At 68.6% G+C, this 23820-nt stretch carries 26 protein-coding genes; 21 read left to right on the plus strand and 5 right to left on the minus strand.

Going from position 1 to position 23820, the window contains the following annotated elements; all coding sequences use genetic code 11:
- Position 1 precedes the first annotated feature (1 nt).
- The 3 genes from ACWIGI_RS12550 (at position 2) to ACWIGI_RS12560 (ending at position 2828) form a co-directional block, all read left to right on the plus strand.
- Entirely contained in the window at positions 2–1642 is a 1641-nt protein-coding gene (locus tag ACWIGI_RS12550) for an acyl-CoA carboxylase subunit beta (protein ID WP_454202482.1), read from the plus strand.
- Between the two features lie 230 nt (positions 1643–1872).
- Positions 1873–2187: an acyl-CoA carboxylase epsilon subunit gene (locus ACWIGI_RS12555; protein WP_454202572.1), complete on the plus strand. Its 315-nt coding sequence runs from the start codon at positions 1873–1875 to the stop codon at positions 2185–2187.
- Between the two features lie 5 nt (positions 2188–2192).
- A complete protein-coding gene (locus ACWIGI_RS12560; protein ID WP_454202483.1) occupies positions 2193–2828 on the plus strand; it encodes a Maf family protein in 636 nt (211 codons plus the stop codon).
- On the opposite strand, the gene ACWIGI_RS12565 is transcribed toward ACWIGI_RS12560, so the two are convergent.
- On the minus strand, positions 2754–3428 hold the full coding sequence (locus tag ACWIGI_RS12565) for a helix-turn-helix transcriptional regulator (protein WP_454202484.1): 675 nt from the start codon (positions 3426–3428) through the stop codon (positions 2754–2756). The two genes, ACWIGI_RS12560 and ACWIGI_RS12565, sit on opposite strands and share 75 nt — an antisense overlap.
- 264 nt (positions 3429–3692) lie before the next feature.
- Here ACWIGI_RS12565 and ACWIGI_RS12570 point away from each other — a divergent pair, with 264 nt between their 5' ends.
- From ACWIGI_RS12570 to ACWIGI_RS12595, 6 genes are all read left to right on the plus strand, one after another.
- Positions 3693–4574, plus strand: coding sequence for a sulfurtransferase (locus ACWIGI_RS12570; RefSeq protein ID WP_454202573.1), 882 nt, complete (start codon positions 3693–3695; stop codon positions 4572–4574).
- Between the two features lie 189 nt (positions 4575–4763).
- Positions 4764–6557, plus strand: coding sequence for an ATP-binding protein (locus ACWIGI_RS12575; RefSeq protein ID WP_454202485.1), 1794 nt, complete (start codon positions 4764–4766; stop codon positions 6555–6557).
- Positions 6558–6698: 141 nt separating this feature from the next.
- Entirely contained in the window at positions 6699–7100 is a 402-nt protein-coding gene (locus ACWIGI_RS12580) for a DUF1707 SHOCT-like domain-containing protein (RefSeq protein WP_454202486.1), read from the plus strand.
- Positions 7100–7465: a hypothetical protein gene (locus ACWIGI_RS12585; RefSeq protein ID WP_454202487.1), complete on the plus strand. Its 366-nt coding sequence runs from the start codon at positions 7100–7102 to the stop codon at positions 7463–7465. Before ACWIGI_RS12580 ends, ACWIGI_RS12585 begins: the two co-directional genes overlap by 1 nt.
- Before the next feature lie 160 nt (positions 7466–7625).
- Positions 7626–8135, plus strand: coding sequence for a hypothetical protein (locus ACWIGI_RS12590; protein ID WP_454202488.1), 510 nt, complete (start codon positions 7626–7628; stop codon positions 8133–8135).
- 215 nt (positions 8136–8350) lie between these two features.
- The gene (locus tag ACWIGI_RS12595) at positions 8351–9154 is read left to right on the plus strand and encodes a biotin--[acetyl-CoA-carboxylase] ligase (RefSeq protein WP_454202489.1); all 804 of its coding nucleotides are present in this window, start codon (positions 8351–8353) and stop codon (positions 9152–9154) included.
- A 110-nt stretch (positions 9155–9264) separates the two neighbouring features.
- Here ACWIGI_RS12595 and ACWIGI_RS12600 read toward each other — a convergent pair whose 3' ends face one another.
- Positions 9265–10218, minus strand: coding sequence for an acyl-ACP desaturase (locus ACWIGI_RS12600; RefSeq protein ID WP_454202490.1), 954 nt, complete (start codon positions 10216–10218; stop codon positions 9265–9267).
- Positions 10219–10418: 200 nt separating this feature from the next.
- Here ACWIGI_RS12600 and ACWIGI_RS12605 point away from each other — a divergent pair, with 200 nt between their 5' ends.
- The 6 genes from ACWIGI_RS12605 to ACWIGI_RS12630 all read left to right on the plus strand — a co-directional run bounded on the left by ACWIGI_RS12605 (position 10419) and on the right by ACWIGI_RS12630 (position 16040).
- Entirely contained in the window at positions 10419–10964 is a 546-nt protein-coding gene (locus tag ACWIGI_RS12605; RefSeq protein ID WP_454202491.1) for a PH domain-containing protein, read from the plus strand.
- Positions 10965–10973: 9 nt separating this feature from the next.
- A complete protein-coding gene (locus ACWIGI_RS12610; RefSeq protein ID WP_297614539.1) occupies positions 10974–11651 on the plus strand; it encodes a response regulator transcription factor in 678 nt (225 codons plus the stop codon).
- A gap of 107 nt (positions 11652–11758) precedes the next feature.
- Positions 11759–13075, plus strand: a complete 1317-nt coding sequence (locus ACWIGI_RS12615; RefSeq protein ID WP_454202492.1) for a sensor histidine kinase — start codon at positions 11759–11761, stop codon at positions 13073–13075.
- 292 nt (positions 13076–13367) lie between these two features.
- Positions 13368–13796, plus strand: a complete 429-nt coding sequence (locus ACWIGI_RS12620) for a hypothetical protein (protein ID WP_454202493.1) — start codon at positions 13368–13370, stop codon at positions 13794–13796.
- Positions 13797–13833: 37 nt separating this feature from the next.
- The gene (locus ACWIGI_RS12625) at positions 13834–14535 is read left to right on the plus strand and encodes a response regulator transcription factor (RefSeq protein WP_454202574.1); all 702 of its coding nucleotides are present in this window, start codon (positions 13834–13836) and stop codon (positions 14533–14535) included.
- 65 nt (positions 14536–14600) lie between these two features.
- The gene (locus ACWIGI_RS12630; RefSeq protein WP_454202494.1) at positions 14601–16040 is read left to right on the plus strand and encodes a sensor histidine kinase; all 1440 of its coding nucleotides are present in this window, start codon (positions 14601–14603) and stop codon (positions 16038–16040) included.
- 138 nt (positions 16041–16178) lie between these two features.
- Here the strand turns inward: ACWIGI_RS12630 and ACWIGI_RS12635 are convergent, their stop codons facing one another.
- A complete protein-coding gene (locus ACWIGI_RS12635; RefSeq protein WP_454202495.1) occupies positions 16179–16721 on the minus strand; it encodes a GtrA family protein in 543 nt (180 codons plus the stop codon).
- An 81-nt stretch (positions 16722–16802) separates the two neighbouring features.
- Here ACWIGI_RS12635 and ACWIGI_RS12640 point away from each other — a divergent pair, with 81 nt between their 5' ends.
- The 4 genes from ACWIGI_RS12640 (at position 16803) to ACWIGI_RS12655 (ending at position 20692) form a co-directional block, all read left to right on the plus strand.
- Complete coding sequence (locus tag ACWIGI_RS12640) at positions 16803–18008, plus strand: 5-(carboxyamino)imidazole ribonucleotide synthase (protein WP_454202496.1); 1206 nt, start codon at positions 16803–16805, stop codon at positions 18006–18008.
- Entirely contained in the window at positions 18001–18504 is a 504-nt protein-coding gene (gene purE / locus ACWIGI_RS12645; RefSeq protein ID WP_454202497.1) for a 5-(carboxyamino)imidazole ribonucleotide mutase, read from the plus strand. Before ACWIGI_RS12640 ends, purE begins: the two co-directional genes overlap by 8 nt.
- A 130-nt stretch (positions 18505–18634) precedes the next feature.
- Positions 18635–19369: a TetR family transcriptional regulator gene (locus tag ACWIGI_RS12650; protein WP_454202498.1), complete on the plus strand. Its 735-nt coding sequence runs from the start codon at positions 18635–18637 to the stop codon at positions 19367–19369.
- A gap of 165 nt (positions 19370–19534) precedes the next feature.
- The gene (locus ACWIGI_RS12655; RefSeq protein WP_454202499.1) at positions 19535–20692 is read left to right on the plus strand and encodes an acyl-CoA dehydrogenase family protein; all 1158 of its coding nucleotides are present in this window, start codon (positions 19535–19537) and stop codon (positions 20690–20692) included.
- A gap of 213 nt (positions 20693–20905) precedes the next feature.
- Here ACWIGI_RS12655 and ACWIGI_RS12660 read toward each other — a convergent pair whose 3' ends face one another.
- Positions 20906–21388 (minus strand): hypothetical protein, encoded by a 483-nt coding sequence (locus ACWIGI_RS12660; protein ID WP_454202500.1) that lies wholly within the window; start codon positions 21386–21388, stop codon positions 20906–20908.
- Between the two features lie 275 nt (positions 21389–21663).
- On the opposite strand from ACWIGI_RS12660, the gene ACWIGI_RS12665 reads away from it, so the two are divergent.
- Both ACWIGI_RS12665 and ACWIGI_RS12670 read left to right on the plus strand, forming a co-directional pair.
- On the plus strand, positions 21664–22068 hold the full coding sequence (locus ACWIGI_RS12665) for a hypothetical protein (RefSeq protein ID WP_454202501.1): 405 nt from the start codon (positions 21664–21666) through the stop codon (positions 22066–22068).
- Between the two features lie 20 nt (positions 22069–22088).
- The gene (locus ACWIGI_RS12670) at positions 22089–22757 is read left to right on the plus strand and encodes a YdcF family protein (RefSeq protein WP_454202502.1); all 669 of its coding nucleotides are present in this window, start codon (positions 22089–22091) and stop codon (positions 22755–22757) included.
- Positions 22758–22809: 52 nt separating this feature from the next.
- Here the strand turns inward: ACWIGI_RS12670 and ACWIGI_RS12675 are convergent, their stop codons facing one another.
- The gene (locus tag ACWIGI_RS12675) at positions 22810–23613 is read right to left on the minus strand and encodes an aminotransferase class IV family protein (RefSeq protein WP_454202503.1); all 804 of its coding nucleotides are present in this window, start codon (positions 23611–23613) and stop codon (positions 22810–22812) included.
- Positions 23614–23820: the final 207 nt, after the last annotated feature.

A 23820-nucleotide genomic window follows, 5' to 3' on the forward strand; every position in this document is an offset into this window, starting at 1 on the left:
CATGACGAGTGTCCAGCAGCAGCCTTCGCCGGGGTCGGCGGGCGCCCCAGATATCCACACGACCGCCGGGAAGCTGGCTGATCTGCGGAACAGGCTCGATGAAGCCCAGCATCCGATGGGTGAAGCCGCCGTCGACAAGGTCCACGCCAAGGGCAAGATGACCGCGCGCGAGCGCATCCTCGCCCTGCTCGACGAGGGCTCCTTCGTCGAACTCGACGCGCTGGCCCGCCATCGCAGCGTCAACTTCGGCCTGGAGAACCAGCGTCCGCTCGGCGACGGCGTGGTGACCGGCTACGGCACCATCGACGGCCGCGACGTCTGCATCTTCTCCCAGGACGTCACCGTCTTCGGCGGCTCGCTCGGCGAGGTCTACGGCGAGAAGATCGTCAAGGTCATGGATCTGGCCCTCAAGACCGGCCGTCCGCTCGTCGGCATCAACGAGGGCGCCGGCGCGCGCATCCAGGAGGGCGTCGTCTCCCTGGGCCTCTACGGCGAGATCTTCCACCGCAACATCCAGGCCTCCGGCGTGATCCCGCAGATCTCGCTCATCATGGGCCCGGCCGCCGGCGGGCACGTGTACTCCCCGGCCCTGACCGACTTCGTCGTGATGGTCGACCAGACCTCGCAGATGTTCGTCACCGGTCCCGACGTGATCAAGACCGTCACCGGTGAAGAGGTCACCATGGAGGAGCTGGGCGGCGCCCAGACCCACATGGTGAAGTCCGGTGTGGCCCACTACGTGGCCTCCGGCGAGCAGGACGCCCTGGACTACGTGAAGGACCTGCTGGGCTACCTGCCGAGCAACAACCGCGCCGAGGCCCCGCGCCACCCGGCGTCGGACCCGATCGTCGGCGCCATCGAGGAGTCCCTCACCGAGGACGACCTCTCGCTCGACACGATCATCCCGGACTCCCCGAACCAGCCGTACGACATGCACGAGGTCATCCGTGCCCTGGTCGACGACGACGAGTTCCTCGAGGTCCAGGCCGAGCGCGCGATGAACATCATCGTCGGCTTCGCCCGCATCGACGGCCGCAGCGTCGGCTTCGTGGCCAACCAGCCCTCGCAGTTCGCGGGCTGCCTGGACATCGACGCCTCGGAGAAGGCCGCGCGCTTCGTGCGCACCTGCGACGCCTTCAACATCCCGATCATCACCCTGGTGGACGTCCCGGGCTTCCTGCCGGGCACCGGCCAGGAATACAACGGCATCATCCGCCGCGGCGCCAAGCTGCTCTATGCCTACGGTGAGGCCACTGTGGGTAAGATCACAATCATCACCCGCAAGGCCTACGGTGGCGCCTACGACGTCATGGGTTCCAAGCACATGGGCGCCGATGTGAACCTTGCCTGGCCGACCGCCCAGATCGCCGTCATGGGCGCCTCCGGCGCGGTGGGATTCGTCTACCGCAAGCAGCTCAAGGACGCCGCCGCCGAGGGCGCCGACGTCGACGCGCTCCGCCTGGAACTGCAGAACGAATACGAGGACACGCTGGTCAACCCGTACGTGGCCGCCGAGCGCGGTTACGTCGACGCGGTCATCCCGCCCTCGCACACCCGCGGCCAGATCGTGTCGGCGCTGCGGCTGCTCGAGCGCAAGATGGTGACCCTCCCGCCGAAGAAGCACGGCAACATTCCGCTCTGAATCGGCGATAACCGCGGTATGCGGCGCACACTGTGGACAGGGCCCCGGTACGGCTCGTGCCGAGGCCCTCGTACCGCGCAAGATCGCCCCATCCGAGCAAAGATGGTAGGAATCGTCCCTCGCCCCTCGGGGGACGTAACGAATACCGTTCGCGGATCCGAACAACCATCCGTGAACCCGCCGCGCTACCCGCGTGGCAATTGGACAGGAGGACTGGCGCTGTGACGACCATGGCTGACGAAGAAGTACTGCGCGCCGCCGAACTGGATCTGGCCGTCGATGGACTGGCGGAAGAAGCGGTCGAAACGGCTGTAGCCGATGCCGAACAGTCCAGCACAGGGCCGATCGTTCAGGTTCTGAAGGGCAATCCCACCGATATCGAACTGGCCGCCCTGGTCGCGGTCGTCGCCGCCGCCGCGGGCGCGCCCGCCGGCTCCGCCGCGAGCGGGCCACTGGACATGTGGGGCAGGCCGACCCTGCTGCACCGCGGCTCCTCGCCGTTCTCCCCGTACGCCTTCCCGACGCTGTCGCACCTGCGCGACTGAACTCGGTGACGACCTTCGTACTGGCGTCACAATCCCCGGCCCGGCTCGGCGTCCTGCGTACCGCGGGCGTCGAACCGGTGGTCCGGGTGTCGAACGTGGACGAGGACGCGGTGGCCGCCGCGCTGCCGCCCGGCACCGCCCCCGATCGGGTGGTCATCGAACTGGCTCGGGCCAAGGCGCTCGACATCGCCACCGGGATCGGCGGCGAATTCCCCGATTCCGTTGTGGTGGGCTGTGATTCGATGCTGCTCGTGGACGGCGAGCTGCAGGGCAAACCTCTCACCCCCGAGGTCGCGCGCAAACGCTGGGCCGTGATGGCCGGGCGCAGCGCCGATCTGCTCACCGGGCATTGCGTCCTGCGCCTGCGCGACGGCGAGATCGTCGGCGAGGCCGCCGATTGCAGCACCACGACGGTGCATTTCGCCGAACCGGACGCCGACGAGCTGGAGACCTACATCGCCACCGGCGAGCCGCTGCAGGTGGCCGGGGCCTTCACCCTCGACGGTCGCGGCGGCTGGTTCGTCGAGCGCATCGAGGGCGACCCCTCCAGCGTGATCGGTATCGGTCTACCGCTGGTTCGTCGACTGCTTGCCCAGGTGGGGGTCGGTGCTACGCAGCTGTGGGGCGACCCGGTTCGCTGACGGCGCGATCCGGGGTTCTTCCCCGGCCTCACCGTTCACCCCGGGCACGCCCTCGGCGGTCCGCGCCTTGATCAATTCCAGGCGGGTCACGCACAGCTCCGGTTCGACGAACGGGTGCAGCCGTACCGTGACGGTGTCGCGGGCGCCGTTGTGGTCCAGCACTTCCCGGATGAGTCCCAGGTGGACGCCACACACGACCTCGGAGTGGGTGCGGGCCAATTCGCGCAGCGGGCACGCGGTGAGCCGGATGAGCGACTGCTCGTCGGTCTCGTCGGCGTGGTCGCGTTCGGGCGCGAAACCGAGTTCGGAGGCGACGGTGATGGTCAGATCCCGGGCGTCCTCGAGAGTTTCGATCGGCTGATCCACCGATTCCAATTTCGAACCCCACGCGCGCCCGGCCGCGATGGCGGCATCCGAGCGCCGGCGCGGGTCGCTGCCGAGCTGGTCGGCCAGGACCTGCGCCAATTCCTGATAACCCACCGATCGCTGCACGGCGGTATAGCCGATGCGCGGGCGGCCGCGACCGCGCGGTGGCTGCTGGAATTGGCGAACCAGCGATTCACGCGTGAGGACATCCAAATGGAAACGAACCGTAGTCACATGTTGGCCGGTGACTCGCGCGAGTTCCTGCGCGTCGAGAGGCTCGCTGGCGCCACGTAGGATCGCGAGCAGTCGTCGTCGCGGCCAAGAATCGGACATAGCTCACCCCTCCTCTCGGGAGACTTTATCGGATGAAGCTGCGCTTAATTCGCCCAATCACCCGATTCGTGATCTGAAACGAGTTTCGTTACCGGTACATGCCTACGATCGGTGTTGAGATTCCACCCGTCGATACCCAATCCACCACGCGTGAAGGAACACATCGTGCCCGTCGCTTCGGATCCGCATCCATCGTTCGGCTCCTACGCACATCCTCACCGACTAGTAACCACAGAATGGCTGTCGGCAAACATCGGCGCGCCGGGGATCAAGATCGTGGAGTCCAACGAGGACATATTGCTATACGACATCGGCCATGTCCCGGGCGCCATCAAGCTCGATTGGCGAAACGAGCTCATCGACGGCCGCACCCGCGACGTGGTCGACGGTGAAACATTCGCCGCGCTCATGCGCGCCAAGGGCATCGGCCGCGACGACACCGTCGTCATCTACGGCGACCGGGCCAACGGCACCGCGGCGGCCACCCTGTGGGTTTTCACGCTCTTCGGGCACGAGGATGTGCGCCTGCTGGACGGCGGCCGCGACGCCTGGATCTCCGAGTCCCGCGACGTCACCTTCGACGTGCCCTACCCGCTGTACGGCGAATACCCGGTGGTGGACCGGGACGACAAGCGCGCCCGCGCCTTCCGGGCCGATGTCCTCGCCCATCTCGGCGGCCCGCTCATCGACGCCCGCGTGGCCGAGGAGTACACCGGCGAGCTTGTCGTCCTGGATCGCCCCGAGGAGCAGGCGCTGCGGGTCGGCCACATCCCGACCGCGGTGAGCATCCCGTGGAGCGCCTCGATCGCACCGGATTCTCGATTCCGCTCCCGCGCGGAGCTCGATGTCATCTACGGTGGGGTGTCCGCGGGCACCGCCCCCATGGTGTACTCCCGTATCGGCCGCTGGTCCGCCCTAACCTGGTTCGTCCTCACCTACCTCGTCGGTGTTGAAGGCGTCCGCAATTACGACGGCTCCTGGACCGAATGGGCCAACGCCGTGGGCGCGCCAATCGTCACCGGTGAAGACCCGGGCACGGTTGTCTGACTCACGCCGGCCCGGCCTAACGCTCGACCGAGACGCTCCGATGTAGGGGCGACGCTCGCGAGAGAGTTGTAGAGTGTCGCACCTGTCACTCTCAGGGCCTACCCATGGGTAGCCCTGGCCGGGTTCGGCAGTTGTTGGCACACTGCCTACACTCGCCCAAGACGAAGTTTTCACAGCACAGGAGGCTCAGTGCCCAGCCATGCCAACGCGCAGATCACAAAGGTCCTCGTAGCCAATCGAGGCGAGATCGCCGTGCGCGTGATCCGGGCCGCCAAGGACGCCGGAATCGCCAGTGTCGCGGTCTACGCGGAACCCGATGCCGACGCGCCCTTCGTGAAGCTCGCTGATGAAGCCTTCGCGCTCGGTGGTCAGACTTCCGCCGAGTCGTACCTGGTGTTCGACAAGATCCTGGACGCCGCCGCCAAGGCCGGCGCCGACGCGATCCACCCGGGTTACGGCTTCCTCTCCGAGAACGCCGATTTCGCGCAGGCCGTGATCGACGCCGGTCTGATCTGGATCGGCCCCTCGCCGCAGTCCATTCGCGACCTGGGCGACAAGGTCACCGCACGCCACATCGCCGAGCGCGCCAAGGCGCCGATGGCGGCGGGCACCAAGGATCCGGTCAAGGGCGCCGACGAGGTCGTCGCCTTCGCCAAGGAGTTCGGTGTCCCGGTCGCGATCAAGGCAGCCTTCGGTGGTGGCGGTCGCGGCATGAAGGTCGCGCAGACCGTCGAGGAGATCCCCGAGCTGTTCGAGTCAGCCACCCGTGAGGCCATCGCCGCCTTCGGTCGCGGCGAGTGCTTCGTGGAGCAGTACCTGGACAAGGCCCGCCACGTCGAGGCCCAGGTGCTCGCCGACAAGCACGGCAACGTCATCGTCGTCGGCACCCGCGACTGCTCGCTGCAGCGCCGCTTCCAGAAGCTGGTCGAGGAGGCCCCCGCGCCGTTCCTCTCGGACGAGGTTCGCGGCAAGATTCACGAGTCCGCCAAGCGCATCTGCAAGGAAGCCGAGTACTACGGCGCCGGCACGGTCGAGTACCTGGTGCAGGGCGAGACCGTCTCCTTCCTCGAGGTGAACACCCGCCTGCAGGTCGAGCACCCGGTCACCGAGGAGACCGCCGGTATCGACCTGGTGCGTCAGCAGTTCCGCATCGCCGAGGGCCACGAGCTCGAGCTGAAGGAAGACCCGACCCCGCGCGGCCACTCCTTCGAGTTCCGCATCAACGGTGAGGACGCGGGCCGCAACTTCATGCCCGCGCCCGGCCCGGTCGTGGTCTACCGCGAGCCGGCGGGCCCGGGTGTGCGCGTGGACTCCGGCGTGGTCGAGGGTTCGGTCATCGGCGGTCAGTTCGACTCCATGCTGGCCAAGCTCATCGTGACCGGTGAGACCCGCGAGCAGGCGCTGCAGCGTTCGGCGCGCGCGCTGGCCGAGTACCAGATCGAGGGCCTGGCCACCGTGCTGCCCTTCCACCGCCACATCGTCGAGAACCCCGCGTTCATCGGTGACGGCACCAAGTTCGACGTCTACACCAAGTGGATCGAGACCGATTGGGAGAACCCGATCGAGCCGTACACCGGTGGTGTGCCGATCGAGGACGAGGACGAGGCGCCCCGCCAGAAGGTGGTCGTCGAGGTCGGCGGCCGTCGTCTCGAGGTCTCGCTGCCGGGTCAGTTCTCGGTGGGTGCGGCCCCCGCTTCCAACGGCGCGGGCGTCGTTCGCAAGAAGCCCAAGCCCCGCAAGCGCGGTGGCGCGGGCGGCGCGGGCGCGTCGGGTGATTCGGTCACCGCGCCCATGCAGGGCACCGTCGTCAAGGTCGCGGTCGAAGAGGGTCAGACCGTCGAGGTCGGTGACCTGGTCGTGGTGCTCGAGGCCATGAAGATGGAGAACCCGGTGACCGCGCACAAGGCCGGTGTCATCACGGGTCTGTCGGTGGAGGCGGGCGCCGCCATCACCCAGGGCACCGTGCTGGCCGAGATCAAGTGAGCTGAGCCGCCGAGGCTGTGAGCCAGGCGGCCGAAGGCTTTCCGGCGGGGGTCGCGCACCTGGGGTGTGCGGCCCCCGTCGTATGTCCGAGTACGTCCCGCGGCGGACGTGGCGTCATTCGCGCCGCGCTAAGGTCGAGATATGGGCGAACTGCCGGATATCCGTATCGGGACCGCGGAGCGGGAGGACGCGCTGCGTCGCCTGTCCGATCATTTCGCGGCGGGGCGGTTGAGCGTCGCCGAATTCGACGAGCGCAGTGGGCAGGTCGCGGCGGCGGTGACGCGCGGGGATCTGGTGCCGATGTTCGCGGATCTGCCCGAGCCGGTGGAGACGGCGAAGGCCGTTCCGGCGCAGCGGGAGCCGAGGTTCGGAACGTACTGGCCCGAGCGGATCGGACCGGCGCTGCCGATTCTGGCGCTGATCCTGTTCCTGGTGACGCATCAGTGGTGGGTGCTGCTGCTGATCCCGCTGGCGGGCGTGCTGTTCGGGCAGAGCAAGCGAGAACGTAAGCGACGCAATCGGGAACGAAGGAACAGGGGCTGATGGAACCGATCGAGATCAACGCGGGCGGCTGGTATCTGCGGGCCATGCGCGCCGACGAGCGGATCGACGATCGGCCCGCGCTGGCCGACGGCGGGATCACCGATCCGGAGTACGTGGCCCGGCGCGCCGCGGAATGGGATGCGGAGACGCATTTCTCGTGGGCGGTGTGCGTGCCGACGACCGCGGAGCTGGTGGCCGAGATCGGCGTGACGCCGGGCTCGGACGGAACCGCCGCGGTCGGCGGCTGGGCGCGGACCGGGTTCGAGGACGCGCTCGCGGACGGCCTGGAGTCGGTGCGCCGTTTCGTCGCGGGCGCGCTCGGACTCGACCCGGTCGACGTCGCGTGGGACGCGCCCGCGCGCTGACCCGGCCTGCTCCGCTGTCCGGTCCGGACGATCCGTCGAGCCAATTTCCTCGCCCTCACCAGCGTGAACGGCTCTGCGGGGCCGATATTCGCTCGTGCTCGCCCCCGTGTCCGGGGGACCCTGGATATGCCTCCGAACAACGGAGAAAGGGGTGGGGCACATGTGGAGCTGGGACGAACATCAATCGATCAGAGCGACCGCGGCGGCCTGGACGCCGTGGCGGACAACGCCACCCGAGCCGACCGTCACCGACCCGGACTACCGGAGCGAGGGCTCGACCCTGAGCCCGCGGGCCGCCGGTCCGCGGCCGCCGGGCCCGGAGCAGCCGAGTGACATGCCGGCGATCGAGCCCGCGGGTGACGCGGAGCAGCCGGGCGATATGCCGGTGGGCGACATCGCGGATCGCGGGGAGCAGCCGTATGACCCGCGAACGGGCCTCGGGCCCATCGGCCGTGGTGACGTGGTGCGGCGGGGCGCCGCACCGGGTTCCCGTCGCGCCGTACCGCATTCGGGTGGGGCCCGGCCGCGTCCGGCCGGTGCGGCACGGCGCCCGGCGCCCACCGGGCCGCGACCCGGCAACCGCGACAGTGACGATGGCGCACCCGCCGGTGACGGCGGGTGCGCCCTCCGCGCGAACACGCCGGTGCGGGTGCGGGCGGCGGCCGGCTGACGTGCGGGCGGATGCGGTCGGTACCGGGTTCCCGTCGCGTCTCACCACATTCGGGTGGAGCGCGGTAGCGTCCGGCGGCCACCGGATCGCACGGCCGCGACAGTGACGATGGCGCATCCGCTGGTGACGGTGGGCGAACCATCCGCGCGAACACGCCGGTGCGGACCCCGGCGGCGGCCGGCAGCGCGCGGGCGGGCACGGGGTAGCCTGCCCTGATGAACAGGGCACCCCTGGATGTGACCAGGCTGCGGCGCGAGCTGCTCGAGACACCGGCGACGCGGTTCTTCCACGAGATCGACGTGGTGGAATCGACCGGTTCGACCAACGCGGATCTGGTTGCGCGCGCGGCGGATTCGAGCGCGGACCGGCTGGTGTTGCTCGCCGAGGCGCAGGAGCGCGGGCGGGGCAGGCACGACCGGCAGTGGGTGGGGCCGCCGCGGGCGCAGCTGGCGATGTCGGTGCTGGTGCGGGTGCGGGGGATCGCCCCGGAGCTGCTGGGCTGGCTGCCGCTGCTGACCGGTGTCGCGGTGGTGGACGCGGTGCGGTCCGCGACCGCCGTCAAGGCGGTGTTGAAGTGGCCGAACGACGTTCTTGTCGAGGGCCGCAAGTTGTCCGGCATTCTGGCCGAGATCGCCGCGGTGGGCCCGGATCCGGCGGTGGTGGTCGGCATCGGTCTCAACGTCAGCCTCACCGAGGCGGAACTGCCGGTGCCGCACGCGACTTCGCTGGCGCTGGCCGGTGCGCCCGAGCCGGTGGATCGCACCGCCGTGGCGGCGGCGATCCTGCGCGAGTTCGCCCGCCGGTTCGTCGCCTGGGAGGCCGCGGGCTGGGATATCGCGGAGTTGTCCGCGGATTACCGCGATCGGTGCTCGACCATCGGCGCGACGGTGCGCGCCGAGTTGCCGGGTGACGAGGTGCTGACCGGTGTGGCCACGGGCGTGGACGGGCACGGGCGGCTGCTGATCGGCGATCAGGCCGTTTCGGCGGGCGATGTCACCCATCTGCGCGCCGAATACTGAAGGCGCCGAGGGCTATTCGCCCGTTTCGCCCAGGAGTCGAGTCGTCGTGATGTGAGCGGGGATGCCGGATCGCCTTCCGGATCCCCGCTCGCGCTGCACGCCGCTCCCGCTCAGACCGGCTGCAGGATGCCGCGGGCCGCCTCGCGGGCGAGCAGCCGGTCGCGCTGCTCCTCGAACTTGAGGGTGTCGGCCTGCAGCTTCTCGACGTAGTCGGCGAGGATGTCCCGCGCCTTCTCCCCGCGCGGCCCGAAGTCGGTGCGGTCGAAGATGTTCCAGTTCTTGAGCACCGGGTTCACGACCTCTTCCAGATGCTGGCGCAGGTCGTAGATGCCGTGCTTGGCCATGAGCACGCCGTTGCGCCGGAAGTTGGGCATGCCCGCGCCGGGCATGACGAAGTTGGTGAGCACCTTGGTGATCGCTTCGATGGCCTGATCGGGTACCAGGTCCAGGCCCGCGCCGCAGAGCGTGCGGTAGAAGATCATGTGCAGGTTCTCGTCGGCGGCGATGCGCTGCAGCATGCGGTCGGCGGTGGCGTCGTCGCAGACCCGGCCGGTGTTGCGATGGGAGATGCGGGTGGCCAGCTCCTGGAAGGTCACGTAGGCGACGTTCTCCAGGAACCCGCCCCAGTCGTCGGGGGATTGCGCGCCGTTGGTCATGTGGATCATGCGCGCTTCTTCCAGGGCCACCGGGTCGACCGCCCGGGTGACGATGAGGTAGTCGCGCATGACGATGCCGTGCCGGTTCTCCTCGGCGGTCCAGCGGCCCACCCAGGTGCCCCAGGCGCCGTCCTGGGAGAAGTTCTCGGCGATCTCGCGGTGGTAGGAGGGCAGGTTGTCCTCGGTCAGCAGGTTGGTGACCATGGCGATCTTGGCGACCTCGCTGAGGGCGGACTGGCTCGGGTCCCAGTCCTGGCCGCCCATGGCGGCGAAATTGCTGCCCTGGTCCCACGGCACGTAGTCGTGCGGGTACCAGTCCTTGGCCATGGACAGGTGGCGGTTGAGGTTCTGCTCCGCCACGGGTTCGAGTTCTCGCAGGATTTCCAGCTGGGTCAACTCTCGGGTCACACACGCCTCCTGTGTCATGCGCCGGTCACTAGCCGGAGTTTTGTTGCGCGGGACAGCTCGACGATTCGGAGATTCGGAGATGAAGCGGGCAGATCAAGGCAGAACGTGGTCGCCGATGCTACGCGGATGCCGAACGATTGTGCTTCAGTGCGCCGTTCGGCGTGAGGCATTCTGACATCTCCGCGCGGTACGGTGCACACATGGGTTATCCGGAGGAGGCGCTGGCGCCGGAGGAACGACTGCTGCTGCATCGTCACCCGCATTGGAAGATGTTGTTCTGGCCCGCTGCGACTTTCATCCTGATCACCGCATTGGCCGGATTCGCTCTCGGTGTGTCCGCGCGCAACACCGAGGGCACGCTGCGTTCGGTGCTGATGATCGGTATTCCGGTGCTGTGGCTGGTGATCGTGCTGTGGCGCGCCATCGCGCCGCTGATCCGTTGGAAATCGACGCATTTCATCATCACCGACCGCCGGGTATTGATTCGGCAGGGCGTACTCACGCACACCGGTATCGACATTCCGCTCAACCGGATCTCCAATGTGCAGTTCCGGCACGGACTCTTCGATCGGATGCTGGGCACCGGCACCCTGGTGATCGGGTCGGCGTCGGAGGATCCGCTGGAGTACGACGACATTCCGCGTGTGCAGCAGGTACACGCGCTGTTGTATCACCAGGTCTTCGATATCGCGCAAAATGATCCGCGTGGCGGCGGGTACCACGGATCTCAGGGCGCATACCCGTAGTCTTGGTCCGTGACCGCTGTACTGCTGGCCGAAGACGACGAGGCCATTGCGGCGCCGCTGTCGCGAGCGCTGGGGCGTGAGGGCTATTCGGTGACCGTGGAGAGCTACGGTCCCGCCGTGCTGGAACGGGCGCTCGAAGGCGGCCATGATCTGCTCATTCTGGACCTCGGCCTACCCGGTATGGACGGTCTCGAGGTCTGCCGTCAGGTCCGGGCGCGCGGGGCGGATCTGGCCGTGCTCATGCTGACCGCGCGCACCGACGAGGTGGATTTCGTGGTCGGGCTGGACGCGGGCGCCGACGACTACGTCGGCAAGCCCTTCCGGCTCGCCGAACTGCTGGCGCGGGTGCGAGCGCTGTTGCGGCGCAGTGGAATCGGTGACGAGACGGTGGAGGTGGGCGGTATCCGGCTGGAGCCGGCCGCGCGCCGTGTGCTGGTGAACGGCCTGGAAGTGAACCTCGCCAACAAGGAGTACGAACTGCTCAAGGTGCTCATCGACCGTGCCGGGCAGGTGGTTTCGCGCGAGACCATCCTGCGCGAGGTGTGGGGCGATGCCGATCTGCGTGGCTCCAAGACCCTGGACATGCATATGTCCTGGTTGCGCCGCAAGATCGGCGACGAGGGCCCGGTGGCCGAACGGCGGATCGTGACGGTGCGCGGCGTAGGCTTCCGATTCAATACCGACTGACCGACCACGCCGTCCGATCGCCCGTGTTGCCCACCGTGTTCGTGTCATTGGCCGCCCTGCTGTGGCATCCCCCGTCCGCTGTGCGAACGAAGCGAGGCATATCGACGATGAGACGCAGGATCCTGCTGTCCATGGTGGCCGCGCTCACCCTGACCACGCTGGTTCTCGGTGTGCCGCTGGCATTCACGGCGTGGAAATGGGTCGAGGACGTCGCGCGGCAGGAGTTGCGCAACCGCCTCGATCGTATCGCGGTGGAGGTGGTGGCGCAGGAACGCGCCGACGGGCTGGTGCACGGGGCGCTGGATCTGCGTTCGGTGCGGCCGCTGATTCCGCCGGGCGGCCGCCTGACCATCGTGTATCCGACTCCGCAGGACAACGCGTCGCGTCTGGACATCGGCCCGGAGGTGGTGACCGACCCGCTGGCGGAATCGCTGGCGATGGGCATCTCGGGTTCGCTGCGGCTGGAAACCCCTGCGGCGCCCATGCATTCGATGCAGCGGCAGGCGCTGGGCGCGGTGTTCGCGCTGGTGATGATCTCGCTGGGCGCTGGTATCGCGGTGGCGGTGGTGACCGCGCGGCGGGTGGCGGATCCGCTGCGGGACGTGGCCGCGCGCGCGGCCCGGCTCGCGAAGGGTGATTTCCGCGCCGATCCGCGCAGGCACGGGATCACCGAGCTGGACCGCGTCTCGGATGTGCTGGACTCGGCCACGGTGGAGATCGCCGGGCGGCTGCAGCGCGAGCACGCCCTGGTGGCCGATGTCTCGCATCAGCTCCGGAGCCGGTTGACCGCGGTGCGGCTGCGGCTGGACGAGCTGTCCACGCATCCCGATTCCGACGTGGTGCACGAGGCGGAAGAGGCCATGGCGCAGGTGGATCGGCTGACCGACGCCATCGACGAGCTGGTGCGCGCCTCGCGCGACGAGGGCGCCGCCGAGCGTGATCCGGTGCCGGTGGTGGCGGAACTGCGCGGCGTGGTGGCCGAGTGGCGGCATCCGTTCGCCGAGGCGGGCCGCAAGCTCGTGTTGCTCGGCGATCCGACGCTGCGGGCGCCGATCACGAGTTCGCGGCTCAAGGAGGCGATCACGGTGCTGATCGACAACGCGCTCATGCACGGCGGCGGGACCTGCACGGTGTCGGTGCGCACGGTGACCGGCGGGCGGGACCACCGCGATCCGCTGGTGTGCGTGGAGGTGGCCGACGAGGGCGACGGCGTGCGCGACGAGCTCGCGCCGCACATCTTCGATCGGGGGTTCTCCGCGGGCGGGTCGACCGGTGTGGGATTGGCGCTGGCGCGGGCGCTGGTCGAGGCCGACGGCGGGCGTATGGAGTTGCAGCGCCGCCGCCCCGCGTTGTTCGCGGTGTTCCTGGGTTCGAACGCGGGGCTGGGCCGTCAAATGGGCGGCACGGTGACCGAGCCGCGCTGAGCGGTCGTGCGCAGCGCCTTCGCGGATCGCACACGGGCGGGAACCCCCGCGCGGGAATCGGCGTCTGCCGCGCGGGGATTCCCGGCCGCATCCGAAGATGGCGAGCGACAGCAAGGCGATATCACTCGATCCCACCGGCCGCCGAAACCCGTAGGCGCGGAGTCCGGAGATGCGCGCCGCCGGTTCTATCGTTTCTCTAACCATTTGTTGTCCAGCGCTGAGAAATCGCTCCATACCTTCGGACTCGTCCAGTGCAACGACGAACCATCGTCGACGAGTTGAAGGAGTGTTCATGCGGAAGTCCACTGTGCGCCGAAGCGCGATTGTCGGCGGTGTCGCGGGAGTCGCGCTGGTCGCGGCGCTGCTCGCCCCGGCCGTGGCGAGCGCGTCCGACCCCGATCCGGTCGCGGTCACCGAGGCGACGTCCGAGGCCGCCGAGGTGGCTCGTCCGGGTGAGCGCTTTCCCGCGGAACCGGGGGAGAACGTGCTGATCACCAAGGACCGCGACGGCACCGTCACCGTGCACCGCGGCGATCTGTCGCAGCTGCCCCCGGGCGCGATGCCCGCGCTGCCCACGTTCCCGAGCGAGGAGGGCACCATCCTGGTGACCCCGGACGGCGATCACGCCACCACCCGGGTGTTCCCGGGCGACCGGGTGCCGGGCGACTGGGTGCCCGCCCGACCGGTGGTGCCCGCGCCGTCCACCGGGAGCGCGGGCTGATCGGTTCGGGTCCGCTGAATAGCGCGTGCGCGTCAGTATCGTCGGTGCGGTGACGAGTCCGCTGATATTGGTCGTGGACGATGACGCCCGGGTGCTGGCGTCGGTGGCGCGGGGGCTGCGTGTGTCCGGTTTCGAGGTCGAGACCGCGACGGACGGGGCCGCCGCGCTCCAGCGCATCGCCACCGGGGCGCCGCAGGCCATGGTGCTGGATCTGAACATGCCGCTGCTGGACGGCGTGCAGGTGGTGACGGCGCTGCGCTCGTTCGGCAACGACATTCCGATCTGCGTGCTGAGTGCGCGGTCGGAGGTCACCGATCGGATCGGGGCGCTGGAGGCCGGGGCCGACGACTATCTGACCAAGCCCTTCGATCTGGGTGAACTGGTGGCGCGGTTGCGCGCCATGCTGCGGCGCGCGCCCGCGCCCGCGCACGGTTCCGATCGGATCACGGTGGGCCCGTTGGTGATTCATCCCAGTGCGCGCCGGGTCTACGCCAACGACGTGCTGCTGGATCTGACCAAGCGCGAGTTCGATCTGCTGGCGGCGCTGGCGTCGGCGCCGGGGCAGGTCTTCACCCGCGCGCAACTGCTGGATCGGGTGTGGGGGTACGACTTCGAGACACAAACGAAGGTGGTCGACGTGTTCGTCTCCTATCTGCGCCGCAAGATCGAGGCGGCGGGCGCGCCGCGCCTGGTGCACACGGTGCGCGGGGTGGGGTTCGTGCTGCGGGCGGACGCGTGAGCGCGGGGGAGGGCGAGCCGGTCTCGCCGGAGAGGGCGGCGGACGCGCCCCGAGAAGCCGGTGCGGTGGATGGATCGCGTGTGCCGGCGGCCGCGCGGAGCGCTCGCACGGACGGTGCACCGACCACCGTCGAGGTCTCCGCCGGTGGTCGACCCGTCCTGGCGCGCATCCGGAAAGCAGTTTTCCTGCAACAGTTTTCGCTGCGCACACGGGTCGCGCTGGCCAGCGCCGCGACGGCCGCCATCGTGGTCGCGATCATGAGCACGGTGCTGCTTGCGGTGGCGGGCAGTGACGCGCGCACCCAGGTCGGCACGGTCGTGAACGCCCTGGCGATCACCCGGGCCGAGGGCACGGTGCCGACGGTTCCCGGTGACACGACCCCGGCAGAACCCGCTGTTCCGGCCGAACCCCTTTCGCCCGAGGGCGACTCCGCGCCGCCGTTTTCCGCCGACGCGGATTCGACCCGGGTGCCGCTGACGCCCGGCCGCGTGCGCACCGAATCGCTCATGCCCGGAATAGAATTCGCGCGCACCCTGCCGGTGGATGGCCGAACGGTCTTTCTCGAGGTACCCACCGCGGTCGCCGATGATTCGGCCACCAAGCAGCGCACCCGTGTCATCGGTATCGGTCTGGCGGCGACCGCCCTGGCGGCCCTGCTCGGCTGGTATTTCGCCTCGCGCGCGGTGGCGCCGCTGCGCCGATTGACCGCCGCCACGGCCGGTCTCGGTGACCGTCTGACCCTGGACGCCCCGCGACAGCCCGTGGCCAGCGAGACCACCGAACTGGCCGAGGCCATGAACTCCATGCTGGCCCGTATCGCCGACGAGCGGCAGCACACGAGCGAAGCCTTGGTCACGGCACGGGATTTCGCCGCCACGGCCGCGCACGAGCTGCGCACGCCGCTGACCGCGATGCGCACGGATCTGCAGGTGCTGCGGTCGGTCGAGTTGCCCGCGGCCGAACGCGCGCAGATCCTGGACGAGGTGCTGGCCGGCCAGCGCGCCATCGAGTCGACGCTGTATGCCCTGGAGCGCTTGGCCGTCGGTGATCTGACCACCGAATCCGATTGGGAGGACGTGGATCTGGGGCAGCTGGTGGATCAGGTGGTGGAGGATGCCCGGCGCGCGCACCCCGGGGTGGTGATCACCACGGACGAGGTGGAGTCGATCCGCCTGCACGGTCTGGCCGCGGGCCTGCGATCCGTCCTGGAGAACGCCCTGACCAACGCGGTGCGCCACGGCCCCGCCACCCGGGTCGACCTCGCCGCCCGCGCCGCGGGTGACACGGTGATCCTCACCGTCGACGACAACGGCGCCGGCATCCCCGAGCCCGACCGAGAGCGCGTCTTCGAGCGCTTCCAGCGCGCGGGCACCGCCCCCGGCAGCGGCCTGGGCCTGGCCCTGATCGCCCAGCAGGCCCGCCTCCACGGCGGCGCCGCCACCCTCACCGAGAGCCCGCTCGGCGGGGCCCGCCTGACCCTCACCCTGTCCCTGCGCCGCCCCTGACCTCCCCGTTCGCCCCGACATGCGCCCGCCCGGCGATAGGCCGCCTGCGCACGATCTGGATGCCCGTGCGGCCCACCCTCCCCCCGATACGACGAACGGCCCGCGACGTAGGTCGCGGGCCGTTCGAAGTCTCGACTCTCAGCTGTGTCCGAGCTGCTCCTCGTTGATGAGGTCCTCGAGCTCGCTCTCCATCTCCGCCATCTCGTCCGGGAAGACCCAGCGCCGCATGGCCCAGAACCGGAACGCCATCTGCAGCAGGTTGCCGATGATGAACGCGCTGATGAAGTCGGTGATGTTCTCGACGGTGAAGCTCACGTGCGGCTGGCGCAGGTCGAGCACGTTGTTCGAGAGCCACAGCGGGATGCTCGCCAGCACCACGCCGATGCCGCTCACGGCGAAGAAGAGCAGGGCCTCGTGATGTTTCTCTCTGCCGCCGCGTTTGTCGAAGGTCCATTCCCGATTGAGGATGTAGGACACGATGACCGCGACGATGCCCGAGAGCACCCGCGCGATGGTCGGCTTCTCGTCCAGGATCGTCCACTTCAGGACGTAGAAGATGCCGATGTCGATGACGAACGTGGTCGCACCGACAATCGCGAACTTCAGCAGTTCGTAATGGCGGTCTGCGAGGTCCCGCAGTGGCTTGGGCAGGACGTTTACCACGTCGTCGACGAATGACACCTCGCGAGTCTACGTCGCCTCGCGAGGCCATGAGCAACCCGCGGCAACTGGGGGGTTGGCCACATGACAACATTTATGAACGTGAACGCACGTTCCTTCGACTCCTCCGCGATGCCCACCGTGACGATGATCGGTGGCGGCCAGCTCGCGCGCATGACGCACCAGGCGGCCATCGCCCTGGGCCAGCGGCTGCGGGTGCTGGCGGAGCGGCCGGACGACCCGGCCGCCCAGGTGACGCCCGATGTGGTCTTCGGCAGCCACGGTGATCTGACCGCGCTGCGCAAGGCCGCGGTCGGTTCGCACGCGGTGACCTTCGATCACGAGGGCGTGCCCACCGAGCTGCTCGACGAGCTCATCGCCGAGGGGGTGAACGTGCAGCCGCCGCCGAGCGCGCTGATCTTCGCCCAGGACAAGCTGCGCATGCGCCGCAAACTCGCCGAGCTCGGTGTGCCGATCCCGGAGTTCGCGGAGGTGAATTCGATCACCGACGCGGTCGCGTTCGGTGACGCGCACGGCTGGCCGTTCGTCCTCAAGGCGGTGCGCGGCGGCTACGACGGCCGCGGCGTATGGATGCCCGCGGACGCGGCCGAGGCCGAGACGATCGTGGCCGATCAACTCACGCACGGTGTTTCGCTGATGGCCGAGACGAAGGTCGATCTGGCGCGCGAGTTGTCGGCGATGGTGGCGCGGTCGCCGTTCGGACAGGCGGCGACCTGGCCGGTGGTGGAGACCGTGCAGCGCAACGGTCAGTGCGCGGTGGTCATCGCGCCCGCGCCGGATCTGCCCGAGCGGCGCGGTTCCGAGGCGGAGGAGCTGGCGTTGCGGCTGGCGGCCGAGCTCGGGGTGACCGGCGCGATGGCGGTGGAGTTCTTCGAGACGCGCTCGGGCGAGCTGCTGGTGAACGAACTGGCGATGCGCCCGCACAATTCCGGGCACTGGGGGATGGACGGCGCCTGCACCGGGCAGTTCGAGCAGCATCTGCGCGCGGTGCTGGACTACCCGCTGGGCAGCACGCGCCCGCTGGCGCCGGTGACGGTGATGGCGAACATTCTGGGTGCCCAGCAGGCTCCGGAGATGTCGATGGACGAGCGGCTGCATCATCTGGCCGCGCGCCTGCCCGAGGCGAAGGTGCACCTGTACGGCAAGGGTGAGCGGCCCGATCGCAAGATCGGCCACATCAACGTGCTCGGCGACGAGGTCGAGGCCACCCGCGAGAAAGCCGAGCGCGCGGCGCATTGGATGTCGCACGCGATTTGGACCGATGGATGGGATCCGCATCATGACTGAGTCCGCACAGGTTGGCCTGATCATGGGCAGCGACTCCGATTGGCCGACGATGGTCGCGGCCGCGGAAGCGCTGGCCGAGTTCGGGATTCGCTTCGAGGTCGGCGTGGTCTCGGCCCACCGCACTCCCCAGCGGATGCTCGATTACGCCCGTGAGGCCGCGGGCCGCGGCGTGCGCGTGATCATCGCCGGCGCGGGCGGCGCGGCGCACCTGCCCGGCATGGTGGCCTCGGCGACCCCCCTCCCGGTGATCGGCGTCCCGGTTCCGCTGAAGCACCTGGACGGCATGGATTCGCTGCTGTCGATCGTCCAGATGCCCGCCGGCGTGCCGGTGGCGACGGTGTCGATCGGCGGCGCCCGGAACGCGGGCCTGCTGGCCGTGCGCATCCTGGCGGCCGCGGACGAGTCCCTGCGCACGAAGATGGAGCAGTTCCAGGCGGAGCTGGAGAAGATGGTCCTGGACAAGGACGAGAAGCTCCGCTCGAGCCTGCTGGGCTGAGTTCGGCTCGATTCGGGCGGCCCGCCCGGGACGGGGATTGCGGGTCCGCAATCCCGTTGCGAACCGCCGAGGATTCGCGCCGCAGCGGCTGCATGCCGGGGGAGTGGGTTCCTATGGTTACGGTTGAGCGGTGACCGTTGACCCTTCTCCCGCTGCCCGCTCCGGGGCGGACGCGACCGCGCGGCGGCTGCGCGTCGTCGATCAGGCTCTGCGGCTCTTCGCCGACAAGGGTTACGAGGCAACGACTGTCGACGAGATCGCGGAGGCGGCGGGGATCTCGCGGCGGACCTTCTTCCGGCAGTTCCGGTCGAAGGAGGACGTGGTCTTCGCCGACCACGAGTCGCAGCTGGCGCAGGCGCGGGAGTTCCTCGACGCCGCGCAGGGTGATCCGTGGGATGCGGTGTGCGAGGCCGTGATCGAGGTGTTCGAGCGGTTCACGCAGTGGCGGGAGCTGGCGGTGCGCCGGTACGGGGTGGTGCGGCAGGTGCCGACGCTGCGCGAGCGCGAGATCGTGACGGTGTTCCGGTACGAGCGTTTGTTCACCGACTATCTGCGTGAAAAGCTCGCGGGGAGTTCGGATTTGGCGCTGGTGCAGTTCACGGCGGCGGTGACGGCGACGCACAACTATCTGCTGCGGCGCATGGTGCGCGGGCAGTCGGCGGCAGGGTCGGCGGATCTGCGCGCGGCGCTGGCGACGATTCCGCGCGGTGCGCGCGGGCCGTTTGCTGCGGGGCCCGCGGCGGCCGGTGTCGGGGGTGCCGGCGAGCGCGCGGCCGATGATCAGATGGTGGTCGCGGTGTTTCCGAGAGATATGCCGCCCCGGCAGGTCGCGGACTTGCTGGCCAGTCGCCTCGATAGGCTGTAGCCGGTAAACAGTGTTCTAAATGACACTGCGTGCCACTCCCTGAATGGGGAGTAAGCGCATGTGGTCGCACTATTGCGGCGTACACTATCTCGTGAATGGCACTCAGTGCCGAGGATGCTGGGTAACCAGCGGCGATCCGATCCGACGACCAGGAGACGAACTCCCATGGCGGGCAACCCCGATTTCAATCTGTTCCAGCTCGAGGATTTCCACAATGAGCTGCGCGAGGCCATTCGCGGTCTGTCCGAGAAGGAGATCGCGCCCTACGCCAAGGACGTCGACGGCAAGTCGCGTTTCCCGGAGGAGGCGCTGACCGCGCTCAACGCCGCGGGCTTCAACGCGGTGCACGTGCCGGACGCCTTCGGCGGCCAGGGCGCGGATTCGGTCGCGACCTGCATCGTGATCGAGGAGGTCGCCCGCGTCTGCGGTTCGTCCTCGCTGATCCCGGCCGTGAACAAGCTGGGCACCATGGGCCTGATCCTGAACGGCTCGGACGAGCTCAAGCAGCAGGTGCTGCCGACCATCGTCAACGGTGGCATGGCGTCCTACGCGCTGTCCGAGCGTGAGGCCGGCTCCGACGCCGCCTCGATGCGCACCCGCGCGAAGCAGGACGGCGACAGCTGGATCATCAACGGCTCCAAGTGCTGGATCACCAACGGCGGCAAGTCCGACTGGTACACCGTGATGGCCGTGACCGACGCCGACAAGGGCGCGAACGGCATCTCGGCGTTCATGGTCCACAAGGACGACGAGGGCTTCGTGGTCGGCCCGCTGGAGCACAAGCTGGGCATCAAGGGTTCCCCGACCGCCGAGCTGTACTTCGAGAACTGCAAAGTCCCCGGCGACCGCATCATCGGCGCCCCCGGCACCGGCTTCAAGACCGCCCTGCAGACCCTGGACCACACCCGCCCGACGATCGGCGCGCAGGCCGTCGGCATCGCCCAGGGCGCCCTGGACGCCGCGATCGCCTACACCAAGGACCGCAAGCAGTTCGGCAAGACGATCGCCTCGTTCCAGAACACCGAGTTCATGCTCGCCGACATGGCGATGAAGATCGAGGCCGCCCGCCTGATGGTCTACACCTCCGCGGCCCGCGCCGAGCGCGGCGAGAAGAACCTCGGCTTCATCTCCGCCGCCGCGAAGTGCTTCGCCTCCGATGTGGCGATGGAGGTGACGACGAACGCGGTCCAGCTGTTCGGCGGCGCCGGCTACACCACCGACTTCCCCGTGGAGCGGATGATGCGCGATGCCAAGATCACCCAGATCTACGAGGGCACCAACCAGATCCAGCGCGTGGTGATGTCCCGCCAGATCCTGCGCTGATTCCCTTTCGGCTGCAGCGAGTTTCCTGAGGGCGGTACCGGGTTCGGTACCGCCCTCGGTCTTTCTCTCCCCACCGCGCCAGCCGTCAACCAAGCTCAGCCCTCGGGCGGTCCGAATTGGTCGACCTCGAACAGTGCCAGTACACGCTCGGCTGCCGCACTTCCGCCGCGGGCACGGTTACGCAACTCCTCGCGACCGACCTCGGCCAAGGACTCACCGGCCTCGTAGGTCGGACTGATAGTCGGCGAGCAGACGTACGGCCGCGTCCTGAACAAAGGCTGATACCGCAGCCTCGAAAGCATTCTCCCGTTGCCTGAGATCGGCCGGGTCGTCAGCGTTCAACAGATCCTGGACCTTGGTGAACGCCGCATCCACCAGGGGCTCGGGCCGTGCGGCCACCAGCTCCAGGCGGAGCTTGGCGGCGTGGGCCACGCTGCCCAGGCGGTCCGCCTCCGCATAGGCCGCGGGCGTATCTCGTGAGTCCCTCTTCCGAAGCCATAGCGTCACTTGGCCTCTCCGTAGATCGGAGAGCGCACCCGCGTACTCGCTGTAGGCCGCCAAGCGCTCCTGCCGTAGCCGTTCGGATCTTGCCAGGACCTCCGCCCTGGCTGCTGTACGACGCTGAAACCAGTACGTTGTGCACGAACCGAGCAGCGTGCCGACGACGGCGATGACACTTCCCAGAGCCGCATTCACGGGTCACCTCTGATTTTGAACGGAACCCAAAACTGCTGCGGCTCATACTCACTCGGCCGAGCGATTGTGACCGCCTTGACCAAATGGTATCGGCATCCGCCCACGCAGCGTTGGGTTCCGGAACAGCCATCCGGCCTTGCGGATCATCTGGCAATGGCGCGATGCGCCGGTATCGACGCAGCACCGCACCGGTGAACCGTGGTGGAATGGAGAGACGACGGCGAGATGCGCGCTGTCGATGATCGGCGGGGGTGCTGGTGAGCAGGTGGGGGCGAGTGGCGGGAAGGCGCTGGTTCGCGATCAGGGTTCTTGTCGTGCTCTTGGTGGCGGGTGGGGCAGTGGTCGTGATCAGTAAACCCGAACTGGTGTGTCCCCGCGAGATTCAGTCTTTCGGGCAGCTGCCCGCGCCGGAGCCTGTGGTGCGCAACGGTGAGTCGATGCGGATCGGGGAGCTGGGCAGCTTCTTTCTCGGGTCGGGAGAGCCGCTGGGCGCGGACTACGAGATGGAAGGCGGGGCCGGTGTCGTCGAGCAGGTCGAAAGCGCGTTTGTCTGGACCGATCGGCATTGCGGGCGTGAGACTCTCGGATATCGGTTCATCGTCATTCGTGGCGTGGGCGGGGGCATCGCGGACATCTCGGCGGACGGGTGGTCGCTGACGGTGTACATACTGGCGGCATAGACCCCGACCCGAGGAGAGCTGTGCCGTCGACGACCATTCCCGCTGAATTGCGCGGCGACGTCGAAACGTTGTGGGAGCACGCGCGGATGGGGGATGAGCCGCGGGCCGTCGACCTGGGGATCGGGCTCGGGAGCCACGACCTCGACGTGCCGGTCTTCGCGGCCGAGCTTTACCATCGGGGGCTCTTTCCGCGGATCCTTTTCACCGGAGGCAACGCGCCCGGGACGTTCGACCTCTTTCCTCGCGGGGAGGCCGTTCATTTTCGCGAACGCGCGATCGAACTCGGTGTGCCGGAGGACGCCATTCTGGTCGAGCCGCACTCCACCAACACCGGCGAGAACATCGACTTCACCCGGGACCTCGTTCGGAAGCTTGAACTCTCTGACGAAATCCATTCGGTCACACTGATTTCCCGGCCCTACCAGCAGCGCAGGAGCTATGCCATCTGCCGTAAACGGTGGCCGGAAGTAGAGGTGACGTGCGCATCGCGGACGCTGCCGCTCGACGACTATGTCGCCGCGATCGGCGACGCCGACCGGGTGATCAACACCCTGGTCGGCGACACCCAGCGGCTGTGGGTCTACCCGGCGCTGGGGTGGGCGATCGAGCAGCCGGTGCCGGACGCCGTACGAAAGGCGTTCTCGCGCTTGGTCGACGCCGGATACGTCAGGCGGCTGCATCCCGAATAGCGGCCTCTCGTAGTCGGCCACGCCGAGAGATGCAGCCCCGCAGCCGTATTCGTCACGGCGCGACACGCGGTTCGGCTTCGTAGGTGCGGTGCAGCAGGCCGGGGAACTCACCAGCCTCGGGGAGGTCGGTCGTGGCGATGCGATGAACCGGGATCCCCGGGGTCCAGGAGTTCATGACCACCGCGCCGGAGAGCCCGGCCAGGTCCGCGGGAGTGATCTCCTGCTCGCGCTGGGGCACCCCCAGCTTCTCCAGTTGCCGCTGGAGAATCCCCATCGTCGTGCCGCGCAACATCTCCGCCCCCGGCCACACCACCGCGGACCCGTCCCAGAACGCCAGATTCCAGATCGACGCCTCACTGAACCTCCCGTGGCGGTCGAGGAACGCGGCGTCGTCGTAGCCCTGGGCGACGGCCTCGCGCAGGTAGAGGGTCTTGGCGACCTCGCCGACGTGCTTCACCTCCGGCAACGTGCGCTCATGCTCCACCGCGGTGAGTGCCAGCGGCCCGCCCGGCCCGGTCGAGGGCGGCGAGGTGCGGACCAGGACCTCGAGCTCGACTTCGGGTCCGGCGACGGTGAACTCCCCCGCCGGGGAGAACACGGTGGCGGTGAGTGACAGATCGGTGGGCCCGGTCGCAAGGGCCGCGCGCAGGTGCTCGCGAATCACCTCGTCCGGCAGGGCCCGCCCGAACATCCGCAGCGACGCGTTGCGGAGCCGTTCCAGGTGCAGGTCGAGGCCGCGAATCCCGTTGTCGCGCACCTGCATCGCGGTGAAGTGCGCGTACCCGGTGAACGCCAGCGGCGTCAGGTCGGGGGTGGTGGCGGGCCGGCCGTTGAGGTGAGCGACGTAGGAGTTCATGCGATCGAGCCTGCCGCCGGGGGAGACGGCCAACCAGTGCGCGGCTATCCGGGGTGTGGCAACACCACCCTGCTTGATCGTGTAATTAACCGACTACTTATCCGGTCAGCACGGACACACACGACGAAATCACCGTTCGGGCGTCCCGGCACGCTGACGCGCCGTGACCGTAGGGGTTATGTCGACGCTAGACATCCGCCGGCGTTT

Source organism: Nocardia sp. NPDC055321 (assembly GCF_053645575.1).

Coding starts and splice junctions, on each gene's coding strand:
- ACWIGI_RS12585 (WP_454202487.1), top strand. CDS start 7,100: ATGGAACCGATCGAGATCAACGCGGGCGGCTGGTATCTGCGGGCCATG.
- ACWIGI_RS12595 (WP_454202489.1), top strand. CDS start 8,351: ATGAACAGGGCACCCCTGGATGTGACCAGGCTGCGGCGCGAGCTGCTC.
- ACWIGI_RS12555 (WP_454202572.1), top strand. CDS start 1,873: ATGGCTGACGAAGAAGTACTGCGCGCCGCCGAACTGGATCTGGCCGTC.
- ACWIGI_RS12655 (WP_454202499.1), top strand. CDS start 19,535: ATGGCGGGCAACCCCGATTTCAATCTGTTCCAGCTCGAGGATTTCCAC.
- ACWIGI_RS12605 (WP_454202491.1), top strand. CDS start 10,419: ATGGGTTATCCGGAGGAGGCGCTGGCGCCGGAGGAACGACTGCTGCTG.
- ACWIGI_RS12620 (WP_454202493.1), top strand. CDS start 13,368: ATGCGGAAGTCCACTGTGCGCCGAAGCGCGATTGTCGGCGGTGTCGCG.
- purE (WP_454202497.1), top strand. CDS start 18,001: ATGACTGAGTCCGCACAGGTTGGCCTGATCATGGGCAGCGACTCCGAT.
- ACWIGI_RS12675 (WP_454202503.1), bottom strand. CDS start 23,613: ATGAACTCCTACGTCGCTCACCTCAACGGCCGGCCCGCCACCACCCCC.
- ACWIGI_RS12550 (WP_454202482.1), top strand. CDS start 2: ATGACGAGTGTCCAGCAGCAGCCTTCGCCGGGGTCGGCGGGCGCCCCA.
- ACWIGI_RS12590 (WP_454202488.1), top strand. CDS start 7,626: ATGTGGAGCTGGGACGAACATCAATCGATCAGAGCGACCGCGGCGGCC.
- ACWIGI_RS12615 (WP_454202492.1), top strand. CDS start 11,759: ATGAGACGCAGGATCCTGCTGTCCATGGTGGCCGCGCTCACCCTGACC.
- ACWIGI_RS12580 (WP_454202486.1), top strand. CDS start 6,699: ATGGGCGAACTGCCGGATATCCGTATCGGGACCGCGGAGCGGGAGGAC.